The organism is uncultured Jatrophihabitans sp. (assembly GCF_964252635.1).
GTDB lineage: Bacteria > Actinomycetota > Actinomycetes > Mycobacteriales > Jatrophihabitantaceae > Jatrophihabitans.
The window spans coordinates 1-25,504 of the sequence record NZ_CAXUNP010000037.1 but is presented as its reverse complement, the minus strand read 5'-3'; the positions used below and the strand labels follow the sequence as shown (position 1 = coordinate 25,504).

Genomic DNA, 25,504 nt, shown 5'->3' with positions numbered 1-25,504 from the left:
TTGCCGTGATCGTTCTGCCCCCGTGACTGCACCGTTATCGAATGAGTCGACTTCGTCACTGCTTAACCACCTCGTTAGCGACACGCCGAATAGTTGCAGTCAGCGCAACGTCATTGTTCCCTGCGCAATAGCGGTCGTAGGGTTTGAGACTTATAGCCCGCAGGGTTCTCCCGCAGTGAGCGAGGTAGTCCGATGATCAGGGTCTGCGCTCTGGACGACGTCGCACGCGGCGAGGCGCTGCGCATCGACCTGCAGCCTGCCGTCGCCGTGTTCCACACCGACGACGGTGAGGTGTTCGCCATCGACGACACCTGCAGTCACCAGGACGCCTCGCTCGCCGACGGCTGGCTCGAGGGCTGCGAGGTCGAGTGCCCGCTGCACGCCTCGCGCTTCGACCTGCGGACCGGGCGGGTGGACGCCCCGCCGGCCAAGCGACCGGTGCGTACGCACGAGGTGACGGTCGTCGACGGGGAGGTCTTCCTCACCCTCTCGACCGAGGCGCCGAACCTGCCACCGCACGTCGCCCAGGAACGCGCATGAGGACGATCGGCGTCATGGGGGCGTCCCTGGCCGGGGTGTCCACGGCCCGTGCCCTGCGCGCCCAGGGTTACGACGGCCGACTGGTGGTCGTCGGCGACGAGGCCCACTTCCCCTACGACCGCCCGCCGCTGTCGAAGGCCTTCCTGGCCGGCACGGCCGACCGCGCCGACCTCGACCTGCTGGGTGACGACGAGGCTCTGGACATCGAGTGGCGGACCGGCATCGCGGCGGTCGGTCTCGACCGTGCCCGGCGCTCGGTGGGTCTCGCGGACGGCTCCGAGCTCGTCTGCGACGGGGTGGTCCTCGCCACGGGTGCCCGGCCCCGACGCCCGTGGGCGGTGGTCCCGGACCACGTCCACACGCTGCGCACCCTCGACGACGCGATCGCCCTGCGGGCCGACCTGGTCCCCGGCGCCCGGCTGGTCGTCGTCGGCGCCGGGTTCATCGGGGCCGAGGTGGCCTCGACCGCCCACGGGCTCGGCGTGGACGTCACGGTGCTGGAGGCCGCGCCCGCCCCGCTCAGCGGCGCCCTGGGCGCCGAACTGGGCGCGGTCGTCGCGGGGCTGCACGGCGCGCACGGCGTTCGCCTGCATTCGGGAGTCGCGGTCAGCGGACTGCGTGCTGCCGGGTCGGGCCGCGGCGGGGTCACCGGCGTCGAGCTCGCCGACGGCCGCGTCGTCGACGCCGACGTCGTGGTGCTCGGCATGGGGGTCGTCCCGAACGTCGACTGGCTCGCCGGCAGCGGTCTCGACCTGACCCACGGTGTCGGAGGCGTGGCCTGCGACGCGTTCGGGGCCACAGACCTGCCGGGTGTCGTCGCCGTCGGCGACTGCGCCACCTGGTTCGACCACGCCCTGGGACGTCACCACCGGCTCGAGCACTGGAGCAGCGCCAAGGAGCGCGGCGCGGTGGCCGCCGCCACGCTGCTGACGGCCGGGACGACCCGGCGCCCGGCCCGCCCGCCGTACTTCTGGTCCCACCAGTACGGGCTGACCCTGCAGGTCGCCGGGCACCCATCGGGCGCGGACCAGGTCACCGTCGAGGAGGGCTCGCTGGACGAGCGCGACTTCCTCGCCGTCTACCGCCGTGACGGCGACCCGATCGCCGTACTGGCGCTGGGTCGCAGCCGCGAGTTCATGCGCTGGCGCAAGCACCTCGCTGCCCGCCACGACGCTGCCGTCTCGAAGGTCCCCGCATGAGTCCCGGAGGTCCCCGCACGAGTCCCGAAGGTGGCCAGGTACTGCCCGAGAGCCTGCTGCGGACGCTGCCCGGGCTCTACTACACCGACGAGACCGTCTTCGCGCTCGAGCAGCAGCGCGTCTTCGAGCGGATGTGGTTCTGCGCCGTCCGCTCAGGCGACCTCGACGCCCCCGGCGCGTTCCGCACCGTGCAGGTCGGCCGCGAGAGCGTCCTGGTCTCGCGCAACCGGCGCGGGGAGATCCGTGCCTTCCTCAACGTGTGCCGGCACCGTGGCGCGCGGGTGTGCACCGAGGAGGCGGGCCAGGTCCGCCGCGCCTTCCAGTGCCCGTACCACGCGTGGACCTACGACCTCGACGGCACGTTGCTGGCCGCGCCGAACCTCACCAGCATGCCCGACGTCGACCGCGTCGAGTGGGGCCTCGTCCGGGTGGCCGTTCGTGAATGGCTCGGCTACGTCTGGGTGTGCCTGGCGACCGACGCCGACGGGGGGCCGCCCTCGTTCGAGGACACCGTGCAGCGCGAGGTCACCGAGCGGCTGGGCGAGCTGTCCGCCATCGACGCCTACGCCGTGGACGGGCTCGAGCTCGGCCGGCGCATCAGCTACGACGTCGCGGCCAACTGGAAGCTCATCGTCGAGAACTTCATGGAGTGCTACCACTGCGCGACGATCCACCCCGAGCTCACCGAGGTGCTGCCCGAGTTCGCCGACGGATACGCGGCGCAGTACTACGTCGGCCACGGTGCGGAGTTCGGGGCGGAGGTCGACGGTTTCACCGTCGACGGGTCGGCCGGCGTCGAACGGCTGCCCGGGGTGACGGTCGAGCAGGACCGCCGCTACTACGCGATCACCATCAAGCCGCAGGTGTTCGTCAACCTCGTGCCCGACCACGTGATCGTCCACCGGATGTTCCCGCTCGCGCCCGACCGCACCGTCGTCGAGTGCGACTGGCTCTACCTGCCCTCGGTGGTCGAGTCCGGCGCCGACCTCGACCGCTCGGTCGAGCTGTTCGACCGGGTCAACCGGCAGGACTTCGAGGCCTGCGAGCGTTGCCAGCCGGCGATGTCGTCGCGGCTCTACGCCGAGGGCGGGGTGCTGGTGCCCAGCGAGCACCACATCGCCGGGTTCCACGACTGGCTGCGCGCCCACCTCACCGACGACGCCGGAACGGTGCCGTCGTGACCGTCACCGCATCACTCGACGTGGCCGAGGCGTTCGGAGACGCGTCGCGCCGCCTCGCGCACGTCCGGCACGATGGCGTCGATGCGCCGCCGGTCGAGCCGGAACGCGGGCCCCGACACGCTGAGGGACGCGACCACCGCCCGGGTGTGGTTGCGGATCGGCGCCGCCACGGCGTTCAGCCCCTCCGCGTACTCCTCCAGCGCGACCCCGTAGCCGCTCTCCACGATGCGGTCGAGCTCGGTCAGCAGCGCCGGCCGCGACGTGTGCGTGTAGCGGGTGAAACGGGCGAGACCACCGGAGTCGAGCAGCAGCTGACGGCTCGCCGGGCTCTCGTGGGCGAGCAGCACCTTGCCGCTGGAGGTCGCGTGCAACGGCGTGAGCTGACCGGTCCAGTTCTGCGCGACGACCGCGGCCAGGCCGCGGGCCTGGTCGACGTTGACCGCCCAGTGCGAGCGCAGCACGGCGAGGTTGACCGTCTCGCCGACCGTCACGGCGACGTCCCGCAGCACCTCGCGTGCCTCGCTGACCAGGTCCAGCCGGCTCAGCACCGCACTCGCCAGCCGCAGGACGCCGAACCCGAGGTGGTACCGGCCGCGCTCACCGACCTGCTCGACGAGCTCGCGGCCCTCCAGGGTGCTCAGCAGCCGCGACGCGGTGGACTTGTGCACGCCCAGCTCGGCGGCGACGTCTCCGACGGTGGCTCCCTGCACCGACTGGGCGACGATCTCCAGGACGCTCAGGGCGCGGTCGACGGACTGCAGGCCACCCGACTCACCGCGGGCCGAACCGCCGTCACCACTCACGCCAGCACCGTATGGGTTGATCAACGTTGCACGAAATCGAGGCGGTCCCGATGACCACGTACGACCGTCCTGCCGACACCCGCGTCGTCATCATCGGCGCCGGCGTCGTCGGCGCGGCCCTGGCCGACGAGCTCACCGCGCGTGGGTGGACGCACGTCACCGTCGTCGATCAGGGCGACCTGCCGGCGCCCGGCGGCTCGTCCTCGCACGCGCCGGGCCTGGTCTTCCAGGCCAACAGCTCGCGCACCATGACGCAGCTCGCGCGCTACACCGTCGACAAGCTCAACGGCCTCGACGTCGACGGCGAGCCGTGCTTCCTGCCCGTCGGCGGCCTCGAGATCGCGACCACCCCGGAGCGCGAGCGCGAGCTCTGGCGGCGGCACGGCTGGCTCACCGCGGCGGGCGTCGAGTCGCGGATCCTGTCCGCGGACGAGACGGCGGCGGCGTACCCGTTGCTCGATCGCGGCCGCGTCCTCGCCGGCCTGTCCATCCCCACCGACGGTCTGGCCAAGGCCGTGCGCGCGGTCGACGCGCAGACCCGTCAGGCCGCCGCCCGCGGAGCGGTGCTGCTGCCGCGCCACGAGGTCCTTTCCATCACCGTCGACGACGGCCGGGTGTCCGGGGTGGTCACCGACCACGGGGAGCTGCCGGCCGACGTCGTGGTGTGCTGTGCGGGCATCTGGGGGCCGAAGGTGGCCGCGATGGTCGGCCTCACCCTGCCGTTGGTGCCGCTGGCCCATCAGCTCGCCCGCACCGGCCCCGTGCCCGCCCTGGCCGGCGCGGCCCGCGAGGCGACGCTGCCCATCCTGCGTCACCAGGACGAGGACCTCTACTACCGCGAGGACGGCGAGCGGCTGGTCGTGGGTTACTACGGCCACAAGGCGATGCCGGTGCGTGCGCAGGACATCGCGGCCTGGTCCGCGGAGGCGAGCACGCCCATGCCGTCGGTTCTCGACTTCACCCCGGCCGACTTCGAGCCGGCGTGGGCCGAGACGCAGGCCCTCCTGCCGGCGACACGCGAGACCAGCGTGGCCGACGGCATCAACGGGCTGTTCTCGTTCACCACCGACAACCTGCCGCTCATCGGCGAATCGCCGACGGTGTCGGGGTTCTGGGTCGCCGAGGCCGTGTGGGTGACCCACTCCGCCGGGGTCGGGCGTGCCGTGGCCGAGCTGCTGGTCGACGGGTACTGCTCGTCGTTCGATCTGCACGAGTGCGACCTCAACCGCTTCGTCGAGCACCAGCTCGCGCCGGCGTACGTGATGGCCCGGTCGTGCCGGAACTTCGACGAGGTCTACGACATCCTGCATCCGCTGGAGCCGGCGGTGGACCTGCGGCCGATCCGGACGTCACCCTTCTACTCCCGTCAGCAGGCGTTGGGCGCGTACTTCCTCGAGGCCAACGGCTGGGAACGGCCGCAGTGGTACGACGCCAACGCCGACCTGGTGGCGGGCCGCGACATCGTCGAGCCGGACGCGTGGGCGGCGCAGCACTGGTCGCCGATCGTCGCCGCCGAGGCGCAGGTGACGCGGGAACGCGTCGCGATGTACGACATGACCGCGCTCATGCGGCTCGAGGTCACCGGCCCCGGTTCGGTGGAGTTCCTGCAGCGGCTGGTCACCGGCAACGTCGCCAAGTCCGTCGGCTCGGTGACGTACTGCCTGTTGCTCGACGACGACGGCGGGATCCGCAGCGACATCACCGTCGCCCGGTTGACGGCCGACAGCTTCCAGATCGGCGTGAACGGCCACCTCGACCTCGACTGGCTCTCGCGTCGGCTGCCGGCCGACGGCTCGGTGCAGGTCCGTGACGTCACGCCAGGTACGTGCTGCATCGGCCTGTGGGGCCCGCGGGCCCGTGACGTGCTGGCGCCGCTCACCGACGCCGACATCTCTGCTACCGGTCTGAAGTACTTCCGTGCCGCCCGGTTCGACGTCGGCACGGTGCCGGTCACCGCGTTGCGGATGTCCTACGTCGGCGAGCTGGGTTGGGAGCTCTACACGAGCGCCGACCACGGTGCGGCCCTGTGGGACGCGCTGTGGGACGCGGGCCAGGAACACGGCGTGATCGCCGCCGGTCGCGGTGCGTTCAACAGCCTGCGCCTCGAGAAGGGCTACCGGTCCTTCGGCACCGACATGACCTTCGAGCACGACCCCTACGAGGCCGGCTTGGGATTCGCGGTGCGTCTGGAGAAGGAGGAGTTCGTCGGGCGGGAGGCCGTGGCCAAGCGCAAGGACAACGTCGGCCGCGCGCTGACCTGCCTCACGCTGACCGACCCGGCCGACCACGTCCTGGGCAAGGAGCCGGTGCTCGCGGGTGACCGTACCATCGGGTATGTCACGAGCGCCGCGTACGGCTACACCATCGGCCGTGGTGTCGCCTACGCCTGGCTGCCGGTCGAACACGCCGCCGTCGGTACCGCGCTGACCATCCGCTACTTCGATCGCGATGTGCCCGCCGTCGTCTCGGCCGAGCCGCTGGTCGACCCCGACATGACCCGCATCCGGGCATGAGCAGCCACCTGGCGGAGCCGAGCCGGCCCGAGGCGCTGCCCGAGCAGCCCGACTTCCTCTGGCGCAATCCCGAGCCCAAGAAGTCCTATGACGTGGTGATCGTCGGCGGCGGCGGGCACGGGCTGGCGACCGCCTACTACCTGGCCCGCAACCACGGCATCACGAACGTCGCGGTGCTCGAGAAGGGCTGGCTGGCCGGCGGCAACATGGCCCGCAACACCACCATCATCCGGTCCAACTACCTCTGGGACGAGAGCTCGGCCATCTACGAGCACTCGCTCAAGCTGTGGGAGGGCCTCGAGGACGACCTCGGCTACCCCATCCTGTTCAGCCAGCGCGGCGTGCTGAACCTCGCGCACTCGCTGCAGGACGTGCGCGACTCGGTGCGCCGGGTGAACGCCAACCGGCTCAACGGCGTCGACGCGGAATGGGTCGACGCGGCCGGCGTCAAGGAGCTGTGCCCGATCGTCAACACCTCGCCCGACGTGCGGTATCCCGTCATGGGTGCGACGTACCAGCCGCGGGCGGGCATCGCCAAGCACGACTACGTGGCGTGGGGCTTCGCCCGCCGCGCCGACGAGTACGGCATCGACCTGATCCAGAACTGCCAGGTCACCGGCCTGGACGTGCAGGGCGGTCGGGTCGTCGGCGTGCAGACCGACCGCGGACCCATCGCCGCCGGCAAGGTGGCCCTCGCGGCGGCCGGCCACTCGTCCGTACTCGCAGGTATGGCAGGTATCCGGTTGCCGTTGCAGTCGCACCCGCTGCAGGCGCTGGTGTCCGAGCTGCTCGAGCCCGTGCACCCGACGGTGGTCATGTCGAACGCGGTGCACGTGTACGTGTCTCAGGCGCACAAGGGTGAGCTGGTCATGGGCGCCGGCGTCGACAGCTTCAACGGGTACGGCCAGCGCGGCGCGTTCCACATCATCGAGCGCCAGATGGCCGCGGCGCTGGAGCTGTTCCCGGTCTTCGCCCGTGCCCACCTGCTGCGCACCTGGGCAGGCATCGTCGACGTCACTCCCGATGCGTCTCCGATCGTCGGGCAGACGCCGGTCGACGAGCTGTACCTGAACTGCGGGTGGGGTACCGGCGGCTTCAAGGCCACGCCGGGCGTCGGCTGGTGCTTCGCCGACACCATCGCCCACGACAAGCCGCACGAGTTCGTCGCGCCGTTCACCCTGGAGCGGTTCACGACCGGCGCGCTGGTCGACGAGCACGGCGCCGCCGCGGTGGCCCACTGATGGGGACGCCGTGCAGCTGATCGAGTGTCCGTACTGCGGCCCGCGCGAGGAGGCCGAGTACCACTACGGCGGGCAGGCCCACGTGGCCTACCCCGAGGACCCCGCAGCCCTCAGCGACGAGGACTGGGCGCAGTACCTGTTCTTCCGCGACAACCCCCGTGGGCCGTTCGCCGAGCGCTGGATGCACAGCGCTGGCTGCCGCCGCTGGTTCAACGCGGTCCGCGACACCGCCACCCACCAGTTCCTCGCCGTCTACCGCATCGGCGAGCCGCGTCCGGAGCTGCGCGCATGAGCATGCGGCGGGTCGACGGGTACGGGCGGGTCGATCGTGCCGCCGAGATCGCCTTCGATTTCGACGGTGTGCGGTACCAGGGCTTCCACGGCGACACGTTGGCGTCGGCGCTGCTGGCGAACGACGTCACGCGCATCGCGACGAGTGTCGCGCTCGGGCGCCCGCGCGGCGTCATGGCCGCGGGCAGCGACGAGGCCAGTGCTCTCGTGCAGGTCGACACCCCGTTCCCCGAACCGATGCTCACCGCGACCACGGTCGAACTCGTCGACGGCGTCGTCGCCCGCGGGCTGCCCGGTCGCGGTGCGCTGGCCGACGTCGAGGACCCCGCCCGCTACGACTCGGTGCACGCGCACTGCGACGTGCTCGTCGTCGGCGGTGGACCGGCCGGCACCGCCGCCGCCCGCGAGGCCGCGGAGGGTGGTCGTCGCGTCCTGCTCGTCGACGACCAGCCCGAGCTCGGCGGCGCGACCCTCGGCACGGCCGCGGGCCCCGACCTGCCCGATCTCACCGCCGTCCGGGTGCTCACCCGCACGACGGCCTTCGGCTGGTACGACGACAACCTCGTCCTGGCCGTGGAGAAGAGGCCGGAGACCGCCGCGACCCGCCAGCGGGTGTGGCGCATCCGCGCGCGCGAGGTCGCCGTGGCCACCGGTGCGCAGGAGCGGCCGATCGCGTTCGCGAACAACGACCTGCCCGGCGTCCTGCTCGCCGGCGCCGCCCGCACCTATCTCCATCGGTTCGGCGTGCTGGTGGGCGACCGGGTCGTCGTGTTCACCGCCCACGACGGAACCGTCGATGTGGTCGACGACCTGCGTGCGGCGGGCGCGCACGTCCGCGTGGTCGACGCACGCGACGGCGTCCTGGTCAGCGAGGCGCTGGGCACCGAACGGGTGACCGGCGTCCGGCTGAGCAGCGGTGAGCAGCTCGTGTGCGACGCGCTGCTGGTGTCCGGCGGCTGGAGCCCGGCCGCGCAGCTGTACAGCCAGGCCCGCGGTGCCCTGGCGTGGGACGCGGACCTCCTTGCTCTGCGGCCCGCGACCACGGTGCCGGGCGTGCGCGTCGTCGGCGCGGCGAACGGCGACGGGCTGCCGACCGGCGGCGCGGCGGTGTGGTCGGTGCCCCTGCCGGATCCGGACGGCCCGGACAGCCGCTTCGTCGACCTGCAGCGCGACGCCACCGTCGGCGACGTGCTGCGCGCCACCGGGGCGGGCCTGCGTTCCGTCGAGCACGTCAAGCGCTACACCACCATCGGCACGGCCCACGACCAGGGCCGCACCTCGGGCCTGCTCGCTGCCGGCATCACCGCCGAGGCGCTGCAGCTCGACGTCACCCAGCTGGGCCACACCACCTTCCGGCCGCCCTTCGCGCCCGTGGCCTTCGCGGCGCTGGCCGGCCGCGACCGGGGTGACCTGTTCGACCCGGTGCGCACGACGGCGATGCACGCGTGGCACGTGGATGCCGGCGCCGCCTTCGAGAACGTCGGGCAGTGGCAGCGTCCGCAGTACTACCCGCAACCGGGTGAGGACGCGCACGCCGCGGTGCTGCGCGAGACGCGTGCCGCGCGTGCGACGGTCGGCATGATGGACGCCTCGACGTTGGGCAAGATCAACGTGCAGGGTGCCGACGCCGGTGAATTCCTCGACCGCGTCTACACGAACATGATGAGCACCCTGAAGGTCGGGCGCTGCCGGTACGGCGTCATGTGCGGCTTCGACGGCATGGTGTTCGACGACGGCACCGTGATGCGCACCGGTGAGACCGAGTACGTGCTGACGACGACCACCGGCAACGCGGCGGCGGTACTGGACTGGATGGAGGACCTCGCCCAGACCGAGTGGCCCACGCTGTCCGTCTCGCTGACATCGGTCACCGAGCACTGGGCCACGATCGCCGTGGTCGGCCCGCAGTCGCGGGCCGTGGTGGGGGCGCTGGCACCGGATCTCGACGTCACCGCCGAGGGGTTCCCGTTCATGAGCTGGCAGGACACCACGATCGGCGGCGTGCCGGTGCGGGTGGCTCGCATCAGCTTCAGCGGCGAACTGGCCTTCGAGCTGAACGTGCTGTCCTGGTACGGGCTCGCCCTGTGGGAGGCGGTCGTCGCGGCCGGCGCCCCGTACGGCATCACGCCCTACGGCACCGACGCGATGCACGTGCTGCGGGCCGAGAAGGGGTACCCGATCATCGGCCAGGACACCGACGGCACGGTGACGCCGCACGACCTGGGGCTGGCGTGGGCGGTGTCGAAGAAGAAGCCGGACTTCGTCGGCAAGCGGTCCTTCGGCAGACCCGAGAACCTGCGTCCGGACCGCAAGCACCTCGTCGGGCTGCTACCGCTCGACCCGACCGTGTCCATCGACGAGGGCGCGCAGGTGATCGCCGACGCGGACGTCACCGCGATACCGGTGCCGATGCTCGGACACGTCAGCTCCAGCTACGACAGCGTCGCCCTCGGGTCCACGTTCGCCCTCGCCCTCGTCCGGTCGGGCCGTGAACGGATCGGTGAGCGCCTGTACGCCTGGTCGCAGGACGTGCTGACCCCGGTGACGGTCACCGAACCGGTGCTGTTCGACAAGGAGAACGCCCGCCGTGACGGTTGACCTGGACCTGGTCGCACGCAGCCCACTCGCGGACTGGCAGCTGCACGCCGACGGCGTGGCGGCGCGCGAGCGTCCGCTGCTCGGGCAGCTGAGCGTGCGCACGCCGCGCGACCTGCGGCGGCTCGTGCTCGGCGCGGAGGGTTCGCACGCCAGCCAGCGGCGCCAGGTCGAGCAGGTGCTGCGCCTCGGCCCGGACGAGTGGCTGGTCCTCACCCCGACGGCCGACCTTGGGTCGCGGACCACGACGTTGCGCGAGTTCGGCGTGGTCACCGACGTCTCGGGGCAGCGCACGGCGGTCGAACTCACCGGCCCCCGGGCGCGCGACGTGCTCGCGCGCGGGTGCGCCATCGACCTCGACCCGTCGGTCGCACCGGTGGGAACGTGCGTGTCGACCCTGCTCGCGCAGACGGGGGTGATCGTCCTGGTCGAGCCGGAGGCGATCCTGCTGCTCGTCCGCTCGTCGTTCGCGTCCTACCTCGCCCGCTGGCTCGAGGACGCGAGCACCGACCTCGACTGACCGGCAGACCCTCAGGTGCCGCAGAAGGTGCGGTAGGCGCCGAACTCGGTCGGGGCGGGCTCGGCGAAGCGCTCGAGACCCGGTCGTGCGGTGTACGGGTCACGGACGGCGACCAGCAGCTGCCGCAACGGCCCGAGGTCGACGGCGTCGCTCGCCGCGGACAGCGCCTGCTCGACCAGGTGGTTGCGTGGGACGTAGACCGGGTTCACGCGGTCCATCGCGTCGGCGTCCGGGCCCAGCGCGCGCCAGCGGCGCGTCCACCCGTCGATCCCGGTGAGGTCGAGCACCGAACTGCGGGCCGGTTCGACGTCGCCCCGGGCGGCCGTGCCCAGCGCGCGGAAGAACGACGTCCAGTCCACGTGGCCCTCGTGCAGCAAGGTCAGCAGGTCGTCGGCCACGGCGGTGACGACCTCGACGGGGACCTCGTCGGCCAGCCCGAGCTTGGCGCGGACGCCGGCCGTCCAGGCCCGGTTGTAATGACCCACGAACCCGCTCAGCGCTTCCTGCGCCACGGCCACCGCCTGTGGCTGGTCGGCGCCGAGCAGGGGCAGCAGCGCCTCGGCGAGGCGGACCAGGTTCCACTGCGCGATGCCCGGCTGGTTGCCGTAGGCGTACCGCCCGCCCGCGTCGATCGAGCTGAAGACGGTGGCCGGGTCGTATACCTCCATGAACGCACACGGCCCGTAGTCGATGGTCTCGCCGGAGATGGTCACGTTGTCGGTGTTCATGACCCCATGGACGAACCCGACCAGCATCCAGCGGGCGACCAGCTCGGCCTGGGCCGAAACGACGGCCTCGAGCAGCGCGAGGTGGGGACGCTCGGCGGACGCCGCCTCGGGGTGGTGGCGGACGATCGCGTGGTCGGCGAGCCGTCGCAGCAGCTCGAGGTCGCCCGTCGCCCGTGCGTAGGAGAAGGTGCCGACGCGCAGGTGGCTGCTCGCCACGCGGGCCAGGACGGCTCCGGGCAGGACGGTCTCCCGGAACACGTGCTCGCCGGTCGCCGTGACGGCCAGGGCGCGGGTGGTGGGGATGCCGAGGGCGTGCATCGCCTCGCTGATGACGTACTCGCGCAGCATCGGCCCGACCGCGGCCAGTCCGTCGCCGCCACGGGCGAACGGGGTGCGCCCGGAGCCCTTCAGGTGCAGGTCGTGCAGGTGGCCCGCCGGGTCGACGAACTCACCGAGCAGCAGGGCCCGCCCGTCCCCGAGCCGCGGGCTGTAGTTGCCGAACTGATGGCCGGCGTAGGCCTGCGCGACCGGGGCGGCGCCCTCGGGCAGGGCGGCACCGACGAGCAGCCGCACCCCGTCGGGACTGCGCAGCCAGTCCGGGTCGAGGCCGAGCTCGGTGGCCAGCGCCTCGTTCAGTACGAGCAGGTTCGGGTCGGTGGCGTCCTCCGCCTGCCACGGGAGCGCGAGCTCGGGCAGGTCGCGGGCGAACCGGTCGCCCAGGTGCAGGGTGGACGTCGCCGAACCGGTCACAGGAGCAACGGTACGCACGGACGCACTGACGCAGCGGGTGACGTCGCCGACCCCCGACTGCATGCACGTAGGGTCGGACGAGGCCCGGCGCAGGCCGGGTCGAGGTCGAGGACGAGACGAAGGTAGGACGCGATGCCGCTGACAGGTGAGTACGAGCCCAGCCCGAACGACTGGGTACGGGAGCAGGTCGAGACCTACGAGAAGTCCGGCGGAACGCAGGCCAACACGCTGCTCGACCGCGGACTGCCGGTCGTCGTCGTCACCTACCTCGGTCGCAAGTCCGGAAAGATCCGCAAGATCGCGTTGATGCGCGTCGAGGACGGCGGGAACTACGCGCTCGTCGCGTCCAAGGGCGGGGCGCCGGAACACCCCGAGTGGTTCTTCAGCCTTCGCGACAACCCGACGGTCGAGATCCAGGACGGACCCGAGCCGCACGACTACCACGTCCGCCTCGTCGACGGCGACGAGCGCACGCAGTGGTGGAACCGGTCGGTCGAGGCCTACCCGGACTACGCCGACTACCAGGAGAAGACCGACCGGTTGATCCCGGTGTTCGTCGCCGAACCCGTCTGAGACTTTCCGCGTTCCGCGTTCGGCATCCTCGGTTCACCCGACGAGCAGCACCAGCTTGCCGCGGACGGTGCCGGCCTCGCCGACCCGATGGGCCTCGGCGACGTCCGCGAGCGGGAAGGTGCGGCCGACGGGGACGGAGAACCGGCCCTGCGCAGCCAGCCCCGCGACCTGGGCGAGCGCGTACGTGGCCCGGCCCGTGTCGCCGCGGCTGAACCGGACGCCGGTCTGCTGCGCGCCGGCGAAGTCGGCCACGGTGAGCACCCGCGCCGTCGCCCCGGTCAACGTCACGAACTCCGGCAGGACGCCGTTGCCCGCGACGTCCAGGGCCCGGTCGATGCCCGACGGCGCGACGTCGCGGATGCGCGCCAGCATCCCGTCGCCGTAGGCGACCGGTTCGGCGCCGAGCGTGCGCAGCATGTCGTGCGTCGCGGGGCTGGCCGTGCCGATGACGCGTGCGCCGCGCTCGCGGGCCAGCTGCACCGCGGCGCTGCCGACGCTGCCGGAGGCCCCGTTGATCAGCACGGTGTCACCGGCCTGCACCTCGAGCTGGTCGAGTGCGCGCGCCGCGGTCTCGGCCGCGGCGGGGATGGCCGCCGCCTCGGCCCAGGCGAGACCTTCGGGGACCGCGGCCCAGTACGAGAGCACGGCGAGCTCGGCCTGGGCCGCTCCGTACATCGAGGCCCCGAAGACGTGGTCGCCCGCGGACACGGCCGGGACGCCGTCGCCGACCTCGTCGACGATGCCCGCCGCCTCGTAACCGAGGGTCTGCGGGAGGTCCGGGTCCATGAGGCCCTGGCGTTTCAGCCAGTCGCTGGCGTTGACTCCTGCGGCCCGGACCCGGATGCGGATCTCGCCCGGGCCCGCGTGCGGATCGGGCAGGTCGACGATCTCCAGGACCTCGGGGCCGCCGAAGCGGCTGAACTGCACGGCCTGCACGACAGACTCCCTACGGTCACAAGGTCTTGCTGAGGACTTCGAAATAGAGGTCGTCGCGCAGTGCGCGGCCGTTGACCAGCTCGTCGTAGGGGAACGGCCGGTGCTCGCCGGTGAGGACGTAACCCCGTCGCAGGTACCACTCGATGAGCGGGACCCGCTGCCCGATCACCGTCATCTCCATCGTCGAGACGCCGAAGGTCGTGCGCGCGTGACGCTCGGCCTCGGCCAGCACGACCCGACCGAGACCGGCGGACTGCGCGGCGGGCCGGACGGCGAACATGCCGAAGTACGCAACCGACGCCGAGCGCTGCACGAGTTCGCAGCAGGCCACGAGCGGGTCGGCGGGCGCGGCGGCCAGCAGCACCAGCCCGGACGGGGCGGTGATCTTGGCGAGCACGCCGGCGGTGTCGATGCGCTCGTCGTCGAGCAGCTCGGCCTCGCTCGTCCAGCCCCGACGTGACTCCGGACCCCGGTAGGCGAGGCGTACGAGGGCGAGGACGTCGGCGACGTCGTCCGCCGTGGCGGCACGGAAGGTCAGCGGCTCGAGGTCCGGAGCGGTCGACACGCCTCGACCCTAGTCAGGCCGATGCAGGGTCAGAGGAACGCATGGCCGTCGCCGCGGTACGTCGGTACGGTGGCTACGACGCGGTCGCCGTCCACGAGATGCAGCTCGTCGACGTGCTCGCAGAGCTCGCCCGCCTTGGTGTGCCGGAACCACACGCGGTCACCGACGCGCAGGCCGGCCGCACCGTCGCCGAACAGCGGGGTCTGCGCCTCGCCCGCGCCCTCGGTGGCGGTGAGGTGCAGGCCGGCCGGCCAGACGGGGACGGGCAGCCGGTCGAAGCCGGGCGTCCCGGACGCGACCCAACCGCCACCGCCGACCGTGGCGATCGTGGGCGACGGGCGTCGCACCACGGAGAGGGCGAAGAACGCGGCCGGAACGGGCTGGAAGTGCCGGTAGGTGTCGAACAGCGCCGGCCCGTACAGCCCGGAGCCCGCCGCGACCTCGGTCACGGCCGGCTCGGCCGACGTGGTCTCGAGCGAGCCGGTGCCGCCACCGTTGACGAACTCCAGTGGTGCGACCTCGCGGACCGCGGCGACCACCTCGGCACGGCGGGTCCGTAGCTCGGGGATCGAGGCGCGCTGCATGCCCCGGATGGCGGCCTTGCGCACCGGCGACGCCGCCGGGTCGTCGCCGACGCCGGCGATCTGCGCCTCGTAGGACATGAGGCCGGTGAGCCGGAACCGCGGGCGACGGACGACCTCGCGCGCCAGCGCCGCGGCGTCGGCGGGGCTGTGCAACGGCGAACGCCGCGCGCCCAGGTGCACGCGGCCACCGGCCAGCCGCAACGACGCGTCGAGATCCAGGCAGAGGCGCAGGGGTGGCCCGGTCCTGCCGACGACATCGGTCAGGAAGTCCAGGTGCTCGGTCGAGTCGATCATCAACGTCACCCGTGCGGCGAGCAGTTCGTCCGTTGCGAGGCGGCGCAGCGAACCGCGGTCGGCGGTCGGGTACGCCACGACCACGTCCTCGACGCCGTCGTCGCCCGACGCCAGCCACAACGCCTCGGCGAGAGTCAGGGCGAGCACGCCCTGGTAGCCGGGCAGGGCCAGCACCGACGTCGTCAACGCCCGGCTGCGTACCGACTTCGACGCCAATCGGATGGGCGTCCCGCTGGCGCGCCGCACGAGGTCCAGAGCGTTCCGCCGCAGGGCGGGCAGGTCGACGACCGCGTACGGCGGGTCGAGGTCGGCCGTGGCGCGTGTGAGTGCGGCGAAGTCGTTCGACCGGGCCGGTTGCACCTCGTCCAGGGGAATGGTGGCGGGCACGCCACGACCGTAGTGCAGGTGCGGGAGCTTCGGATCGACAAGGCCACCCGGCTTTAGTAGGCAGTCTGCATGACCTTCCTGGCCGGACGAGGCGTCGCCGACATCACCGGCGAGGCCGCCGAGTGCGGGATGCTCGGGTACGGCAAGGCCGACCAGCAGACCGCCGGTATCCACCTGCGGCTGCGCTCACGCGCCTTCGTCCTGGTGGCGGGGGACGTCCGGCTGCTGCTCGTCGTCAACGAGATGCCGCTGCCGATGGACAGCGTCACCCGGGAAGTGCTGCGTCGACTGGCCGCGCGGTACGGCGACCTCTACGGCGAGGACAACCTGCTGCTCGCGGCCACGCACACGCACTGCGGCCCGGGCGGTTACTCGCACCACGCCACCTACAACTCGAACACGGGCGGGTTCCGGCCCGTCACGTTCGCGGCCGTCGTCGACGGGACGATGGCGGCGATCACCCGCGCGCACGACGACGTGGCTCCGGCCGAGCTGCGGCTTACCCAGGGCGAGTTGCACGGCGCCAGCACCAACCGCTCGCGCAGCTCCTTCGACCTCGATCCACCCGCGGACCGGGCGCACTTCCCGGACGCCGTCGACCCGCTCACCACGGTGCTGCGCGTCGAACGCGGCGGCGTGCTCGTCGGGTTGATCAACTGGTTCGCCACCCACGGCACGAGCATGACCAACACCAACGACCTGATCAGCTCGGACAACAAGGGTTACGCCGCGTACCACTGGGAACGGCTGGTCGCCGGCGTCGACTACCGCGCCGACGCCGACCCCGGCATCGTCACCGCGTTCGCCCAGACCAACGCCGGTGACATGTCGCCGAACCTGAACCTGGCGCCGGGCAGTGGTCCCACCGAGGACGAGGTCGAGAACACCCGGCTCATCGGCCTGCGACAGTACGAGGCGGCGGCCGCGTTGGTCTGCGAGGATGCCGACCCGCTCGAGGCGCTCATCGACACGCGCATGACCTACGTCGACCTCGGTGACGTCGAGGTGGCGGCGGAGTTCACCGGCGACGGGCGGGCGCACCGCACCGGACCTGTCGTCGCCGCGGCGGCACAGTTCGCCGGCACCGACGAGGGGCCGGGCTTCGCCGGGTTCCGCCAGGGCACCGCCAACCCGGTGTGGAACGCGGTGTCCCGAGGGGTCTGGTTCCGCGCCTCGAGCCGGCTGCGCGAGGCGCACGCCCCGAAGGCCGTGGTGCTGCCCGCCTAGTGGGTCAACAAGGTGCACCCGATGGTCGCCGAGCGGGTGCCGGTCCACCTCGTGCGCATCGGTCGGCTCTACCTGATCGGCATCCCGGGCGAGGTGACCATCGTCGCGGGCCTGCGTCTGCGCCGCGCGGTGGCCGAGGTGGTCGGCGCCGAGGTGGGCGACGTGCTCGTCGCGGGCTACGTCAACGCCTACATCCACTACGTCACCACGCCCGAGGAGTACGACGGCCAGCGCTACGAGGCCGGAAGCACGATGTTCGGGCGCTGGGAACTCGGCGCCTTCACCCAGACCGCGGTGGGTCTCGCCCGCGCGATGGTCGACGGCGTGCCGGCCCCTGCCGGTCCGGCGCCCCGCGATGCGTCCCGGCGGCCCGCGCGGTGGCGACGCCGGCCCGCGCACGACGAACCGATCGCGGGTGACTACGGCCGCGTCGTCATCGAGCCCCGGACGCGCTACGCCCCCGGCGAGACGGTCACCGCGGTCTTCGTCGGTGCGCACCTGGCCAACGACGTACGTCGGGGCGACACGTTCCTCGAGGTGCAGCGCAACGAGGCGGACGGCTGGGTGACGGTGGCCGACGACGGCGACTGGAGCACGCGGGTGCGGTGGCAGCGCGTCGGCCGCCACGGCTCGCGGGTGACGATCACGTGGGACGTGCCGGGTGACGTGCGACCCGGCTGGTACCGGTTGCGGCATCTCGGTACGGCACGCGAACGGGGCGGCGCCCTGCGCGCCTTCGACGGCCTCACCCGCGAGTTCGCGGTCGACTGACACGACAGTAAAGTCTCTTCCGAACGGGACCCTCCCGGGCCGGCCGTCGTGTCTGGCGCCCACGCCGCCCCCGAACGGAGCCGCTGTCGTGTTCGATGTCGCCGTGGCGGCCACGGTGTTCGGCCTGATCTTCGTCGCCGAACTGCCCGACAAGACCGCTGTCGCGACCCTCGTTCTCGCCACCAAGTACCCCGCCCGCTGGGTGTTCAGCGGCATCGCCGCCGCGTTCGTGGTCCACGTCGTCATCGCCGTCGCCGCCGGGTCGCTGATCGCCCTGCTGCCACGCCGGCCCGTCGAGGCCGTCGTCGGTGTGCTGTTCCTGCTCGGCGCCGTCCTGCTGTGGCGCGAGGCGTCCGGCGGCGACGACGAGGAGGACGACGCGAAGGACGTGCCCGAGGGGGCAGGGTTCTGGAAGATCGCGAGCGTCGGCTTCGGCGTCATCATGGTTGCCGAGTTCGGCGACCTCACGCAGATCCTGACGGCCAACCTCGCCGCCAAGTACGCCGACCCCGTGTCGGTCGGGGTGGGCGCGGTGCTGGCGTTGTGGGCGGTGGCGCTCGTGGCGATCTGGGGCGGCAAGTCGTTGCTGCGCGTACTGCCCATCGCCTGGATTGTCCGGTTCGCGGCGATCGTGATGGTCGGTTTGGCCGCTTACAGCCTGGTCACCGCCGTCACCGGCTGACGAGGGCGAGCAAGACGCATCCTTTTCGATCTCGTCCGGTTACGCTGTCACTCTCGGTGAACGAACCGGACGAGGAGGCAGGGCTGACGACGGTCGCGCGGTTGCTCAAGGAGCGAACTGCAGCCACCCACGAGTGCGTGGAAGCCCGTCTGGACCTGGCGGACCACGCGCTCGATCCGGCGCGTCTGCGTGACGTCCTGACCTCCCTGCACGCGTTCTGGGCCGGCACCGAACCGGTGATCGACAGCTGGGCCGCCCAGCATCTCGACGAGTCGGCGTCGCTGCGTTGGTCGCGCCGGCGGCGTGCTCACCGGCTGGCCCGCGACGTCGAGGTGCTCGGCGGCAGCACCGAGGTCGCCGCGCCGCCGTTCGTCGAGGTCGCCGACACCGCCGCCGTCCTCGGTTGGCTGTACGTCGCCGAAGGTTCCACCCTCGGCGGCGCGGTCATCACCCGCGCGCTGCGCCGGCGTCACCCCGATCTGCACCTCGAGTTCTTCGCCCCGTACGACGAGGGGCCCGGCCCGATGTGGAAGCAGTTCCAGGACCGGCTCGAGAGCTGGGCGGGCGGTGACGAGCTGCGCACCGAGCGGGTCGTCAACGCGGGCGTCGCGGCGTTCGGCGCGCTCGAGGCCTGGACTGCTCCGCTGGCTCGCGAGGCCGTGGCATGAGCACGGGGTTGGGCGGTGTGCCGAGGGGTGACGAGCCGCCGGTCTTCGTGCCGGTGGGCACGCCGATCGACCTCGACAACTGCGCGCGCGAACCCATCCACATCCCCGGCAGCGTGCAGCCGCGGGGCGTGCTGCTGGTCGTCAGCGAACCGTCGCTCACGGTGCGCCAGGTGTCGTCCAACGTGGCCGACCTGCTCGACCGTCAGCTCGACGACGTGGTCGGTCACACCATCGGCGAGGCCTTCGGCGAGCGGGTGGGCACCCGACTCGGACGGGTCACGTCCGCCTTCGGCGACCTGCGCGAACGCAACCCCGTCGAGGTCGAGATCGAGGTCCGCGGCCGCTCGATCCTCTTCGACGCGATCCTGTACCGCGGCGAGGGTGAGCTGCTGGTCGAGTTCGAGCCGGCCGAGGGGCCACGCCCGATCTCGTTCCCGAACACCTACCAGGCCGCGCGCAGCGCCGTCGGCGACCTCAACCGCGCGGCGTCCCTGCAGGAGCTCTACGACATCACGGCCGCCTCGATCCGCGGGCTGACCGGGTTCGACCGCGTCATGGTCTACCGCTACGACCACGAGTACAACGGCGAGGTCGTGGCCGAGGCCAAGCGTGACGACCTGAATTCCTTCCTCGGCCAGCACTACCCGGCCTCGGACATCCCGCCGCAGGCCCGGGCGCTGTACGAGAAGAACTGGATCCGGCTGATCTCGGACGTCAACTACACGCCCGCCCCGATCGTCCCGCCGACCGACCGTCCGCAGGACCTCACCCACTCGACGCTGCGCAGCGTCTCGCCGATCCACGTCGAGTACCTGCAGAACATGGGCGTGCGCGCCTCGATGTCGATCTCGCTGCTTCGCGACGGCAAGCTGTGGGGCCTCATCGCCTGTCACCACTACTCGTCCACCCATACCCCGCCGTACGGCGTGCGGGCGGCGGCCGAGTTCCTCGGGTCCGCGCTGTCGCTGCGCCTGGTCGACCAGGCCGAGGACGACGAGTTGCGGCTGCGGCTGGCCGGGCAGGCGGTTCTGGCCAAGCTGACGGCCACCACCGTCGACGAGTCCGTGCCGCTGCTCGAGGGTCTGTTCGGTGCCCCAGACCTGCTGGACCTCGTTCCCGCCGACGGCGTCGTGGCTTTCGTGCAGGGTGAGACCCGGTCGGCCGGCCGCGTGCCGCCGGACGCCGTCGTGCGCACGCTCGCGTCGTGGGCACGCGGGGTCGGCGACGACGTCGTGGCGACCGACTCGGTCATCCACAGCGCGATCGACGTCGAGGTCGACCCGTCCGAGGTGAGCGGCCTGATGGCCGTCAACCTGCCCGACGGGCAGTTCATCCTGTGGCTGCGCGGCGAGTACGCCCACTCGATCGACTGGGGCGGCGACCCGCACAACAAGGCCATCGCCGAGCAGGAGGGCGATCACGTCCGGCTCAGCCCGCGCAAGTCCTTCGAGCGCTGGCGCGAGGTCGTCAAGGGCCGCTCGGTGGCCTGGGCACCCAGCGAGTCCGCCGTCGTGGGCGATCTGCGCCATCACCTCGTCGAGTCGCTGTACGCCCGCATGCGCACCGAGTCGCGCCTGGCCGAGACGCTGCAGCGCAGCCTGCTGCCGCCCATGCCGAGGGTCGACGGCTGGCAGCTGACCGCGCACTACGAGCCGGCCGCGGGCGGGCGCATCGGCGGCGACTGGTACGACGCGATCGTCCTGCGCGACGGTCGGCTGGCCGTGGTCCTGGGCGACGTCGCCGGCCACGGCATCGGAGCAGCCGGCACGATGGCGCAGCTGCGCAACGCCCTGCGCGCCTACCTGCTCGACGACACTGCTCTCGAGCACGCCGTCGAGCGGCTCAACGCCTTCGCGATCGACACGCTGCCCGGCGCCTTCGCCACCCTTGCGGTCGCGCGCATCGACCGGGCCACGGGGCAGGCCGAGGGAGTCATCGCCGGGCACCCGCGTCCGTACCTGCTCTCCGGTGGGTCCGACGCGCCGGTCGGCGCCCCCGTGACGATCAGCCCGCCGCTGGGCGTCCGCGGAGCGACGTACCGCTCCCGCGAGTTCGACGTGCCGATGGGCGGCGGCCTGATCCTGTACTCCGACGGTCTCATCGAGCGTCGGGACGAGGACATCGACGACAGCCTGAGCCGCGTCGGTGCTCTGATCGGCGGCCTCGACAGCCGTCCGTCCGCCCGGGAGATCTTCACTGCGGTCGGTCGGGCGACCATCACCGACGACACCACCGTGCTCGCCCTGCACCGCATCGGCGAGGGTTAGCCCGCCCGGTGGACCGCGACGTCGTGGTCCACCGCCTGCGGGTCGGCGGGTGCGTGTGGGCCGAGGACGAGGCCGAGCTGCTGCTCGACGCGGCGACGACCGAGGCCGAGCTCGACCACCTGGTCCGGCAGCGCGTCGCGGGGGCGCCGCTGGAACACGTCCTGGGTTGGGCCGCGTTCTGCGGGCTGCGCCTCGCCGTCGCTCCCGGGGCCTTCGTACCGCGACGGCGGACCGAGTTCCTGGTGCGCACCGCCGTCCGCATCAGCCCGCCGGCACCGGTCGTGCTCGACCTGTGCGCGGGCGTGGGCGCGTTGGGCGCCGCCTTCGCCGCGTTGACGAAACGCACGCCGCAACAGGTGGCCGAACTGCACGTCGCCGAGCTCGAACCGGTCGCGCTCGCTTACGCGCGCCGTAACGTACCAAAAGGTACGGAGCTGTACGAGGGTGACCTGTACGAGCCGCTGCCGCGGGTGCTGCACGGCCGCGTCGACGTGCTGCTCGCGAACGCACCGTACGTGCCCGCCCGCGAGCTCCCGCTGCTGCCCGCCGAGGCCCGTGACCACGAGCCCGTCACGGCCCTCGACGGTGGCCCGGACGGCCTGGACGTCCACCGCCGGGTCGTTGCCGGTGCGCCGCGCTGGCTCGCGCCCGGCGGCACGCTGTACATCGAGGTGAGCGACCGCCAGCAGGACACGGCGGTCGCCCTGATGGCCGCCGCGGGGCTGGCGTCACGCGTCGAGAGCAACGACGAGCTCGGCGCCACCGTGGTGCTCGGGACGAGACACCCTGACCCATTGACTTGGCAAGTTCGGCGCGCGAACAATCAGCGGGCCGCGCCGTAGACGTCGAGGAGCCCCCCGTGCCTGTTGTTCCCGTGCGCCGTCGCGCGCTCGCCCTGTTCGCCGCGGTGGTCGCCGTCGCCGGCCTGGTGACCGTCCCGACCACGGCCCAGGCCACGACCGCCGCTGCGGCCCCGGCCGCGGCGCCGGGTGGGCCCGGCCAGCTGTCCCGCTTCGACCTCGCCCGCAAGGACTGCGTCGGCACCGCGCACGGCACCGGCTCCAAGGTGTGGTTCACCGTGGCCGACGGCGTGCTGTCCGACGTCTACGAGCCGACCATCGACAACACGAACGTGCAGTCGATGCAGTACGTCGTGTCCGACGGGCGCACCTTCACCGACCTGCAGCAGCGCGACACCACCTACACCGTGCACGCCGACCCGTCCGGCATGGAGTGCACGGTCGTCGCGACCAGCAAGGCCCACGGCTACCGGCTGACCACCAGTTACCTGGCCGACCCCGAGCGCGACACGGTCCTCGTGCACACGTCGGTGCGGTCCCGGGCCCACCTCAACGTCTACGTGCGGCTCGACGCGCACGTCAACGGCAACGGCGGCGGCGGGAGCGCGAACGGCGGCGCGGACTCCGGCGCGGTGGCCCGCGGCGTTCCGGTCGTCGGCGACACCGGCGTTGTCAGCCAGGCCGTCAACCGCGACTACGCGGTGCCCACCTTCATGGCCCTGGACTCGCCGTCGCTGCGCTCGGCGTCGGTCGGTTACGCGGGCTCGGCCTCGGACGGGCTGACCCAGCTGGACGCGACGCACCGGCTGTCGCCGACGTACGCGAACGCGCCGGACGGGCACGTCGTCGCCACTGCCGACGTGACCCCGCGGGGCGGCCGGGACATCACGCTGGGGCTGGGGTTCGGCCGCACGCAGTCCGGCGCCCGCTCGACGGCGGCCGCGTCGCTGCGCGATCCCTACCGGCGCACGGCGGCCCGGTACCTGCGTGGCTGGTCGCGCTACGACGCGGGTCTGCGGCGGCCCGGGCGCCACGTCTCACGCGCGGACCTGCGGTCCTACTACCTCAGCGCCAACGTCCTCAAGGCGAGCGAGGACAAGACCTTCCCCGGCGCCCTCGTCGCCTCGCTGGCCAGCCCCTGGGGCCAGGCGGTGAGCGCCGGAGACCTGGTGGGCGGCAAACCCGTGTACTTCGGGTCCTACCGCGAGGTCTTCGCGCGTGACCTGTACGAGGGGGTCACCGGCTTCCTCGCCGACGGCGACGTGGCCAGCGCACGCGCCGCCACCCGCTTCCTGTTCGAGCGCCAGCAGCAGCCCGACGGGCGGATGCCGCGCAACTCGCTGCTCAACGGCAAGGTCGCACCCGACACCGGCGGCGACCAGCTCGACGAGACCGCCTACCCCATCCTGATGACCTACCTGACCGGACTGTCCCGCGACCGCGCGCTGTACCGCGACCACGTGGTGCCGGCGGCGAACTTCCTCGTCGCGCACGGCCCGTCGTTCGGCAACGAGCGGTGGGAGGAGCAGTCGGGCTACTCGCCGTCCACCATCGCCGCCGAGATCGCCGGGCTGACCGCAGCCGCCACCATCGCGAAGGGTTTCGGCGACACCGACGATCTCGCCAGAGCTCGCGTCTACCAGGCCACCGCCGACCAGTTCCAGCGCACGATCAAGTCGCAGACCGTCACCACGACCGGCCCGTACAGCCCCAAGCCGTACTTCCTGCGCCTGACCAAGGACGGTGACCCGAACGCGGCCACCACCTACGGCCTCGGCAACGGCAGCGTGACCGCCGACCAGCGTTCGGTCGTCGACGGCGGCTTCCAGGAACTCGTCCGGCTCGGCGAGCTGCCGGCCTCCGACCCGGACGTCGTCAACTCCCTGGCCGTGCTCGACAAGCAGCTCGCCAAGACGACCCCGAGCGGCACGGGTTACTACCGCTACGGGCAGGACGCGAAGAACGGCAGCGTCGACGGGTACGGCGACTGCCACGTCGCCGACCCGACGGACTGCCCGAAGGAGGGCCAGCCCTGGCCCACGACCGACTCGGGCAGCGGGCACCTGTGGCCGGTGCTGTCGGGTGAGCGGGCCGAGTCGGCGTTGGCGCTGGGCGACACCGGCCTGGCCCGTTCGCAGCTCGCGTTCATCCGGCGCTCCGCGTCCGGCGTGGGCCTCGTGCCGGAGCAGGCCTGGGAGAACGCCGACGTGGCGGCCGACCCGTACGGCAGCGACCCGACCACCGCGTCCATCGGCTTCCAGGACGGCCACGCAGCCGGGTCGGCGTCCCCGCTGACCTGGGCGCAGGCCCAGCAGCTGCGCCTGATCGGCGACCTCGGACGGGGCCGCATCGGGGACCGCCCCGACATCACCACGCAGCGCTACGTCCGGCACGGGCCGCCTGCCAACGTGCCCACCACGATCACCTCCCCTGCCTCCGGGGCGAGCGCGTCGGGCACGGTGACGGTCACCGGCACGACCGCGCCGGGCGCGCGCGTCGTGGTCAGCTCCACGGCCACCGACTCCGGCGGCACGACGTCGTTCGCGGCGACCACCGCCGCGAGCACCGGGGCGTACTCGGTGTCGGTGCCGGTGGGCTTCGGCGCGGACGTCATCACCGCCACGGCCACCACGTCGACCGGTACCGGGTACGCGCAGACCAGCGTCGTCGGTGACCTGGTGGGCGGCAAGACGGTGCTCGACACCGCCGACCCGACGGGCGACGACCACGGCCCAGGCACGTACCAGTACCCGACGGCCGGCGACTTCCACGACGGGGCCTTCGACATCACCCGCTTCCAGGTGGTGACGAAGGACAGCACCGTCTACCTGCGCACGACGCTGCGCGACCTGACCCCGACCTTCGGCAGCTCGCTGGGCGCCCAGCTGCTCGACGTCTACGTCCATCAGCCCACCGGCACGACGTCGACCGCGGCGACGGCCAGCTCGCGCAACTACACGATCGCGCCGGCCGACGCGTGGACCCAGCGCCTCGAGGTGCAGGGCTTCGCGGCACCCGTGTGGGTCGACGCGAGCGGCGGGCAGGTGGGCTCGGCCGCGGTAGTGGCCTCCCAGGCCTCCAAGACGATCACCATCTCCGTGCCCCAGTCGGTGTTCGGGACCCCGACCAGCGGCTGGACGTTCACGCTGGCCCTCACCGGGCAGGACGGCCAGGGTGGCCAGGACCAGGCGCGGACCTTCGCGCCGACGCCGCAGCCGTACAACTTCGGGGTCTGCGCAGCCGGCGGTACCGCGGCGATCTGCTCGTCCGACCCGAACACGGTGCCGAAGGTGATGGACACGATCACCCCGACGGGCGTCAGCCAGGCGACCGAGCTCGATCCCACCAAGGGGTCGGTCGTGCTGCGGGGCGTCCCCGTCCCCTGATCC

At 72.3% G+C, this 25,504-nt stretch carries 20 protein-coding genes and 1 pseudogene; 16 read left to right on the top strand and 5 right to left on the bottom strand.

Annotated features, from left to right (window positions below; translation table 11 throughout):
* The first annotated feature begins 192 nt into the window (after positions 1-192).
* From ACFFCA_RS15150 to ACFFCA_RS15140, 3 genes are read left to right on the top strand one after another with little or no spacing between them, the layout of a single operon-like run.
* Positions 193-540, top strand: coding sequence for a bifunctional 3-phenylpropionate/cinnamic acid dioxygenase ferredoxin subunit (locus tag ACFFCA_RS15150; RefSeq protein ID WP_375486227.1), 348 nt, complete (start codon positions 193-195; stop codon positions 538-540).
* The gene (locus tag ACFFCA_RS15145; protein WP_375486225.1) at positions 537-1,739 is read left to right on the top strand and encodes an NAD(P)/FAD-dependent oxidoreductase; all 1,203 of its coding nucleotides are present in this window, start codon (positions 537-539) and stop codon (positions 1,737-1,739) included. The genes ACFFCA_RS15150 and ACFFCA_RS15145 overlap by 4 nt, the downstream gene beginning before the upstream one ends.
* Complete coding sequence (locus ACFFCA_RS15140; RefSeq protein WP_375486223.1) at positions 1,736-2,920, top strand: aromatic ring-hydroxylating dioxygenase subunit alpha; 1,185 nt, start codon at positions 1,736-1,738, stop codon at positions 2,918-2,920. Before ACFFCA_RS15145 ends, ACFFCA_RS15140 begins: the two co-directional genes overlap by 4 nt.
* 11 nt (positions 2,921-2,931) lie before the next feature.
* Here the strand turns inward: ACFFCA_RS15140 and ACFFCA_RS15135 are convergent, their stop codons facing one another.
* Positions 2,932-3,723, bottom strand: a complete 792-nt coding sequence (locus tag ACFFCA_RS15135; RefSeq protein ID WP_375486221.1) for an IclR family transcriptional regulator — start codon at positions 3,721-3,723, stop codon at positions 2,932-2,934.
* Positions 3,724-3,773: 50 nt separating this feature from the next.
* On the opposite strand from ACFFCA_RS15135, the gene ACFFCA_RS15130 reads away from it, so the two are divergent.
* From ACFFCA_RS15130 to ACFFCA_RS15110, 5 genes are read left to right on the top strand one after another with little or no spacing between them, the layout of a single operon-like run.
* Positions 3,774-6,236, top strand: coding sequence for an FAD-dependent oxidoreductase (locus ACFFCA_RS15130; protein ID WP_375486219.1), 2,463 nt, complete (start codon positions 3,774-3,776; stop codon positions 6,234-6,236).
* The gene (locus ACFFCA_RS15125) at positions 6,233-7,477 is read left to right on the top strand and encodes a sarcosine oxidase subunit beta family protein (protein WP_375486217.1); all 1,245 of its coding nucleotides are present in this window, start codon (positions 6,233-6,235) and stop codon (positions 7,475-7,477) included. Before ACFFCA_RS15130 ends, ACFFCA_RS15125 begins: the two co-directional genes overlap by 4 nt.
* Positions 7,478-7,487: 10 nt before the next feature.
* Positions 7,488-7,769: a sarcosine oxidase subunit delta gene (locus ACFFCA_RS15120; RefSeq protein ID WP_375486215.1), complete on the top strand. Its 282-nt coding sequence runs from the start codon at positions 7,488-7,490 to the stop codon at positions 7,767-7,769.
* The gene (locus tag ACFFCA_RS15115) at positions 7,766-10,366 is read left to right on the top strand and encodes a 2Fe-2S iron-sulfur cluster-binding protein (protein ID WP_375486213.1); all 2,601 of its coding nucleotides are present in this window, start codon (positions 7,766-7,768) and stop codon (positions 10,364-10,366) included. Before ACFFCA_RS15120 ends, ACFFCA_RS15115 begins: the two co-directional genes overlap by 4 nt.
* Complete coding sequence (locus ACFFCA_RS15110; RefSeq protein ID WP_375486211.1) at positions 10,356-10,883, top strand: sarcosine oxidase subunit gamma; 528 nt, start codon at positions 10,356-10,358, stop codon at positions 10,881-10,883. The genes ACFFCA_RS15115 and ACFFCA_RS15110 overlap by 11 nt, the downstream gene beginning before the upstream one ends.
* An 11-nt stretch (positions 10,884-10,894) precedes the next feature.
* Here the strand turns inward: ACFFCA_RS15110 and ACFFCA_RS15105 are convergent, their stop codons facing one another.
* A complete protein-coding gene (locus tag ACFFCA_RS15105) occupies positions 10,895-12,361 on the bottom strand; it encodes a YdiU family protein (RefSeq protein ID WP_375486209.1) in 1,467 nt (488 codons plus the stop codon).
* Between the two features lie 132 nt (positions 12,362-12,493).
* Here ACFFCA_RS15105 and ACFFCA_RS15100 point away from each other — a divergent pair, with 132 nt between their 5' ends.
* A complete protein-coding gene (locus ACFFCA_RS15100; RefSeq protein WP_375486207.1) occupies positions 12,494-12,934 on the top strand; it encodes a nitroreductase family deazaflavin-dependent oxidoreductase in 441 nt (146 codons plus the stop codon).
* A gap of 33 nt (positions 12,935-12,967) precedes the next feature.
* Here the strand turns inward: ACFFCA_RS15100 and ACFFCA_RS15095 are convergent, their stop codons facing one another.
* From ACFFCA_RS15095 to ACFFCA_RS15085, 3 genes are read right to left on the bottom strand one after another with little or no spacing between them, the layout of a single operon-like run.
* Positions 12,968-13,870 carry an NADP-dependent oxidoreductase gene (locus ACFFCA_RS15095; protein ID WP_375486205.1) on the bottom strand — a complete coding sequence of 301 codons (903 nt, stop codon included), beginning with the start codon at positions 13,868-13,870 and terminating at the stop codon, positions 12,968-12,970.
* A gap of 16 nt (positions 13,871-13,886) precedes the next feature.
* Entirely contained in the window at positions 13,887-14,435 is a 549-nt protein-coding gene (locus ACFFCA_RS15090) for a GNAT family N-acetyltransferase (RefSeq protein WP_375486203.1), read from the bottom strand.
* Positions 14,436-14,464: 29 nt separating this feature from the next.
* Positions 14,465-15,700, bottom strand: coding sequence for an amino acid deaminase/aldolase (locus ACFFCA_RS15085; protein ID WP_375486201.1), 1,236 nt, complete (start codon positions 15,698-15,700; stop codon positions 14,465-14,467).
* A gap of 69 nt (positions 15,701-15,769) precedes the next feature.
* Here ACFFCA_RS15085 and ACFFCA_RS15080 point away from each other — a divergent pair.
* The 7 genes and pseudogenes from ACFFCA_RS15080 to ACFFCA_RS15050 all read left to right on the top strand — a co-directional run.
* Positions 15,770-17,203 (top strand): annotated as a pseudogene (locus ACFFCA_RS15080) (neutral/alkaline non-lysosomal ceramidase N-terminal domain-containing protein); the annotation flags it as partial.
* Positions 17,180-17,698, top strand: a complete 519-nt coding sequence (locus ACFFCA_RS15075) for a neutral/alkaline non-lysosomal ceramidase C-terminal domain-containing protein (protein ID WP_375486261.1) — start codon at positions 17,180-17,182, stop codon at positions 17,696-17,698. The pseudogene ACFFCA_RS15080 and the gene ACFFCA_RS15075, both read left to right, overlap by 24 nt.
* An 88-nt stretch (positions 17,699-17,786) precedes the next feature.
* Positions 17,787-18,380, top strand: coding sequence for a TMEM165/GDT1 family protein (locus ACFFCA_RS15070; RefSeq protein WP_375486199.1), 594 nt, complete (start codon positions 17,787-17,789; stop codon positions 18,378-18,380).
* A 56-nt stretch (positions 18,381-18,436) separates the two neighbouring features.
* Positions 18,437-19,048 (top strand): biliverdin-producing heme oxygenase, encoded by a 612-nt coding sequence (locus tag ACFFCA_RS15065; protein ID WP_375486197.1) that lies wholly within the window; start codon positions 18,437-18,439, stop codon positions 19,046-19,048.
* Positions 19,045-21,315 (top strand): SpoIIE family protein phosphatase, encoded by a 2,271-nt coding sequence (locus tag ACFFCA_RS15060; RefSeq protein WP_375486195.1) that lies wholly within the window; start codon positions 19,045-19,047, stop codon positions 21,313-21,315. The genes ACFFCA_RS15065 and ACFFCA_RS15060 overlap by 4 nt, the downstream gene beginning before the upstream one ends.
* A gap of 8 nt (positions 21,316-21,323) precedes the next feature.
* Positions 21,324-22,157: a putative protein N(5)-glutamine methyltransferase gene (locus ACFFCA_RS15055; RefSeq protein WP_375486193.1), complete on the top strand. Its 834-nt coding sequence runs from the start codon at positions 21,324-21,326 to the stop codon at positions 22,155-22,157.
* Between the two features lie 17 nt (positions 22,158-22,174).
* The gene (locus ACFFCA_RS15050) at positions 22,175-25,501 is read left to right on the top strand and encodes a glucodextranase DOMON-like domain-containing protein (protein WP_375486191.1); all 3,327 of its coding nucleotides are present in this window, start codon (positions 22,175-22,177) and stop codon (positions 25,499-25,501) included.
* The last annotated feature ends 3 nt before the right edge of the window (positions 25,502-25,504 follow it).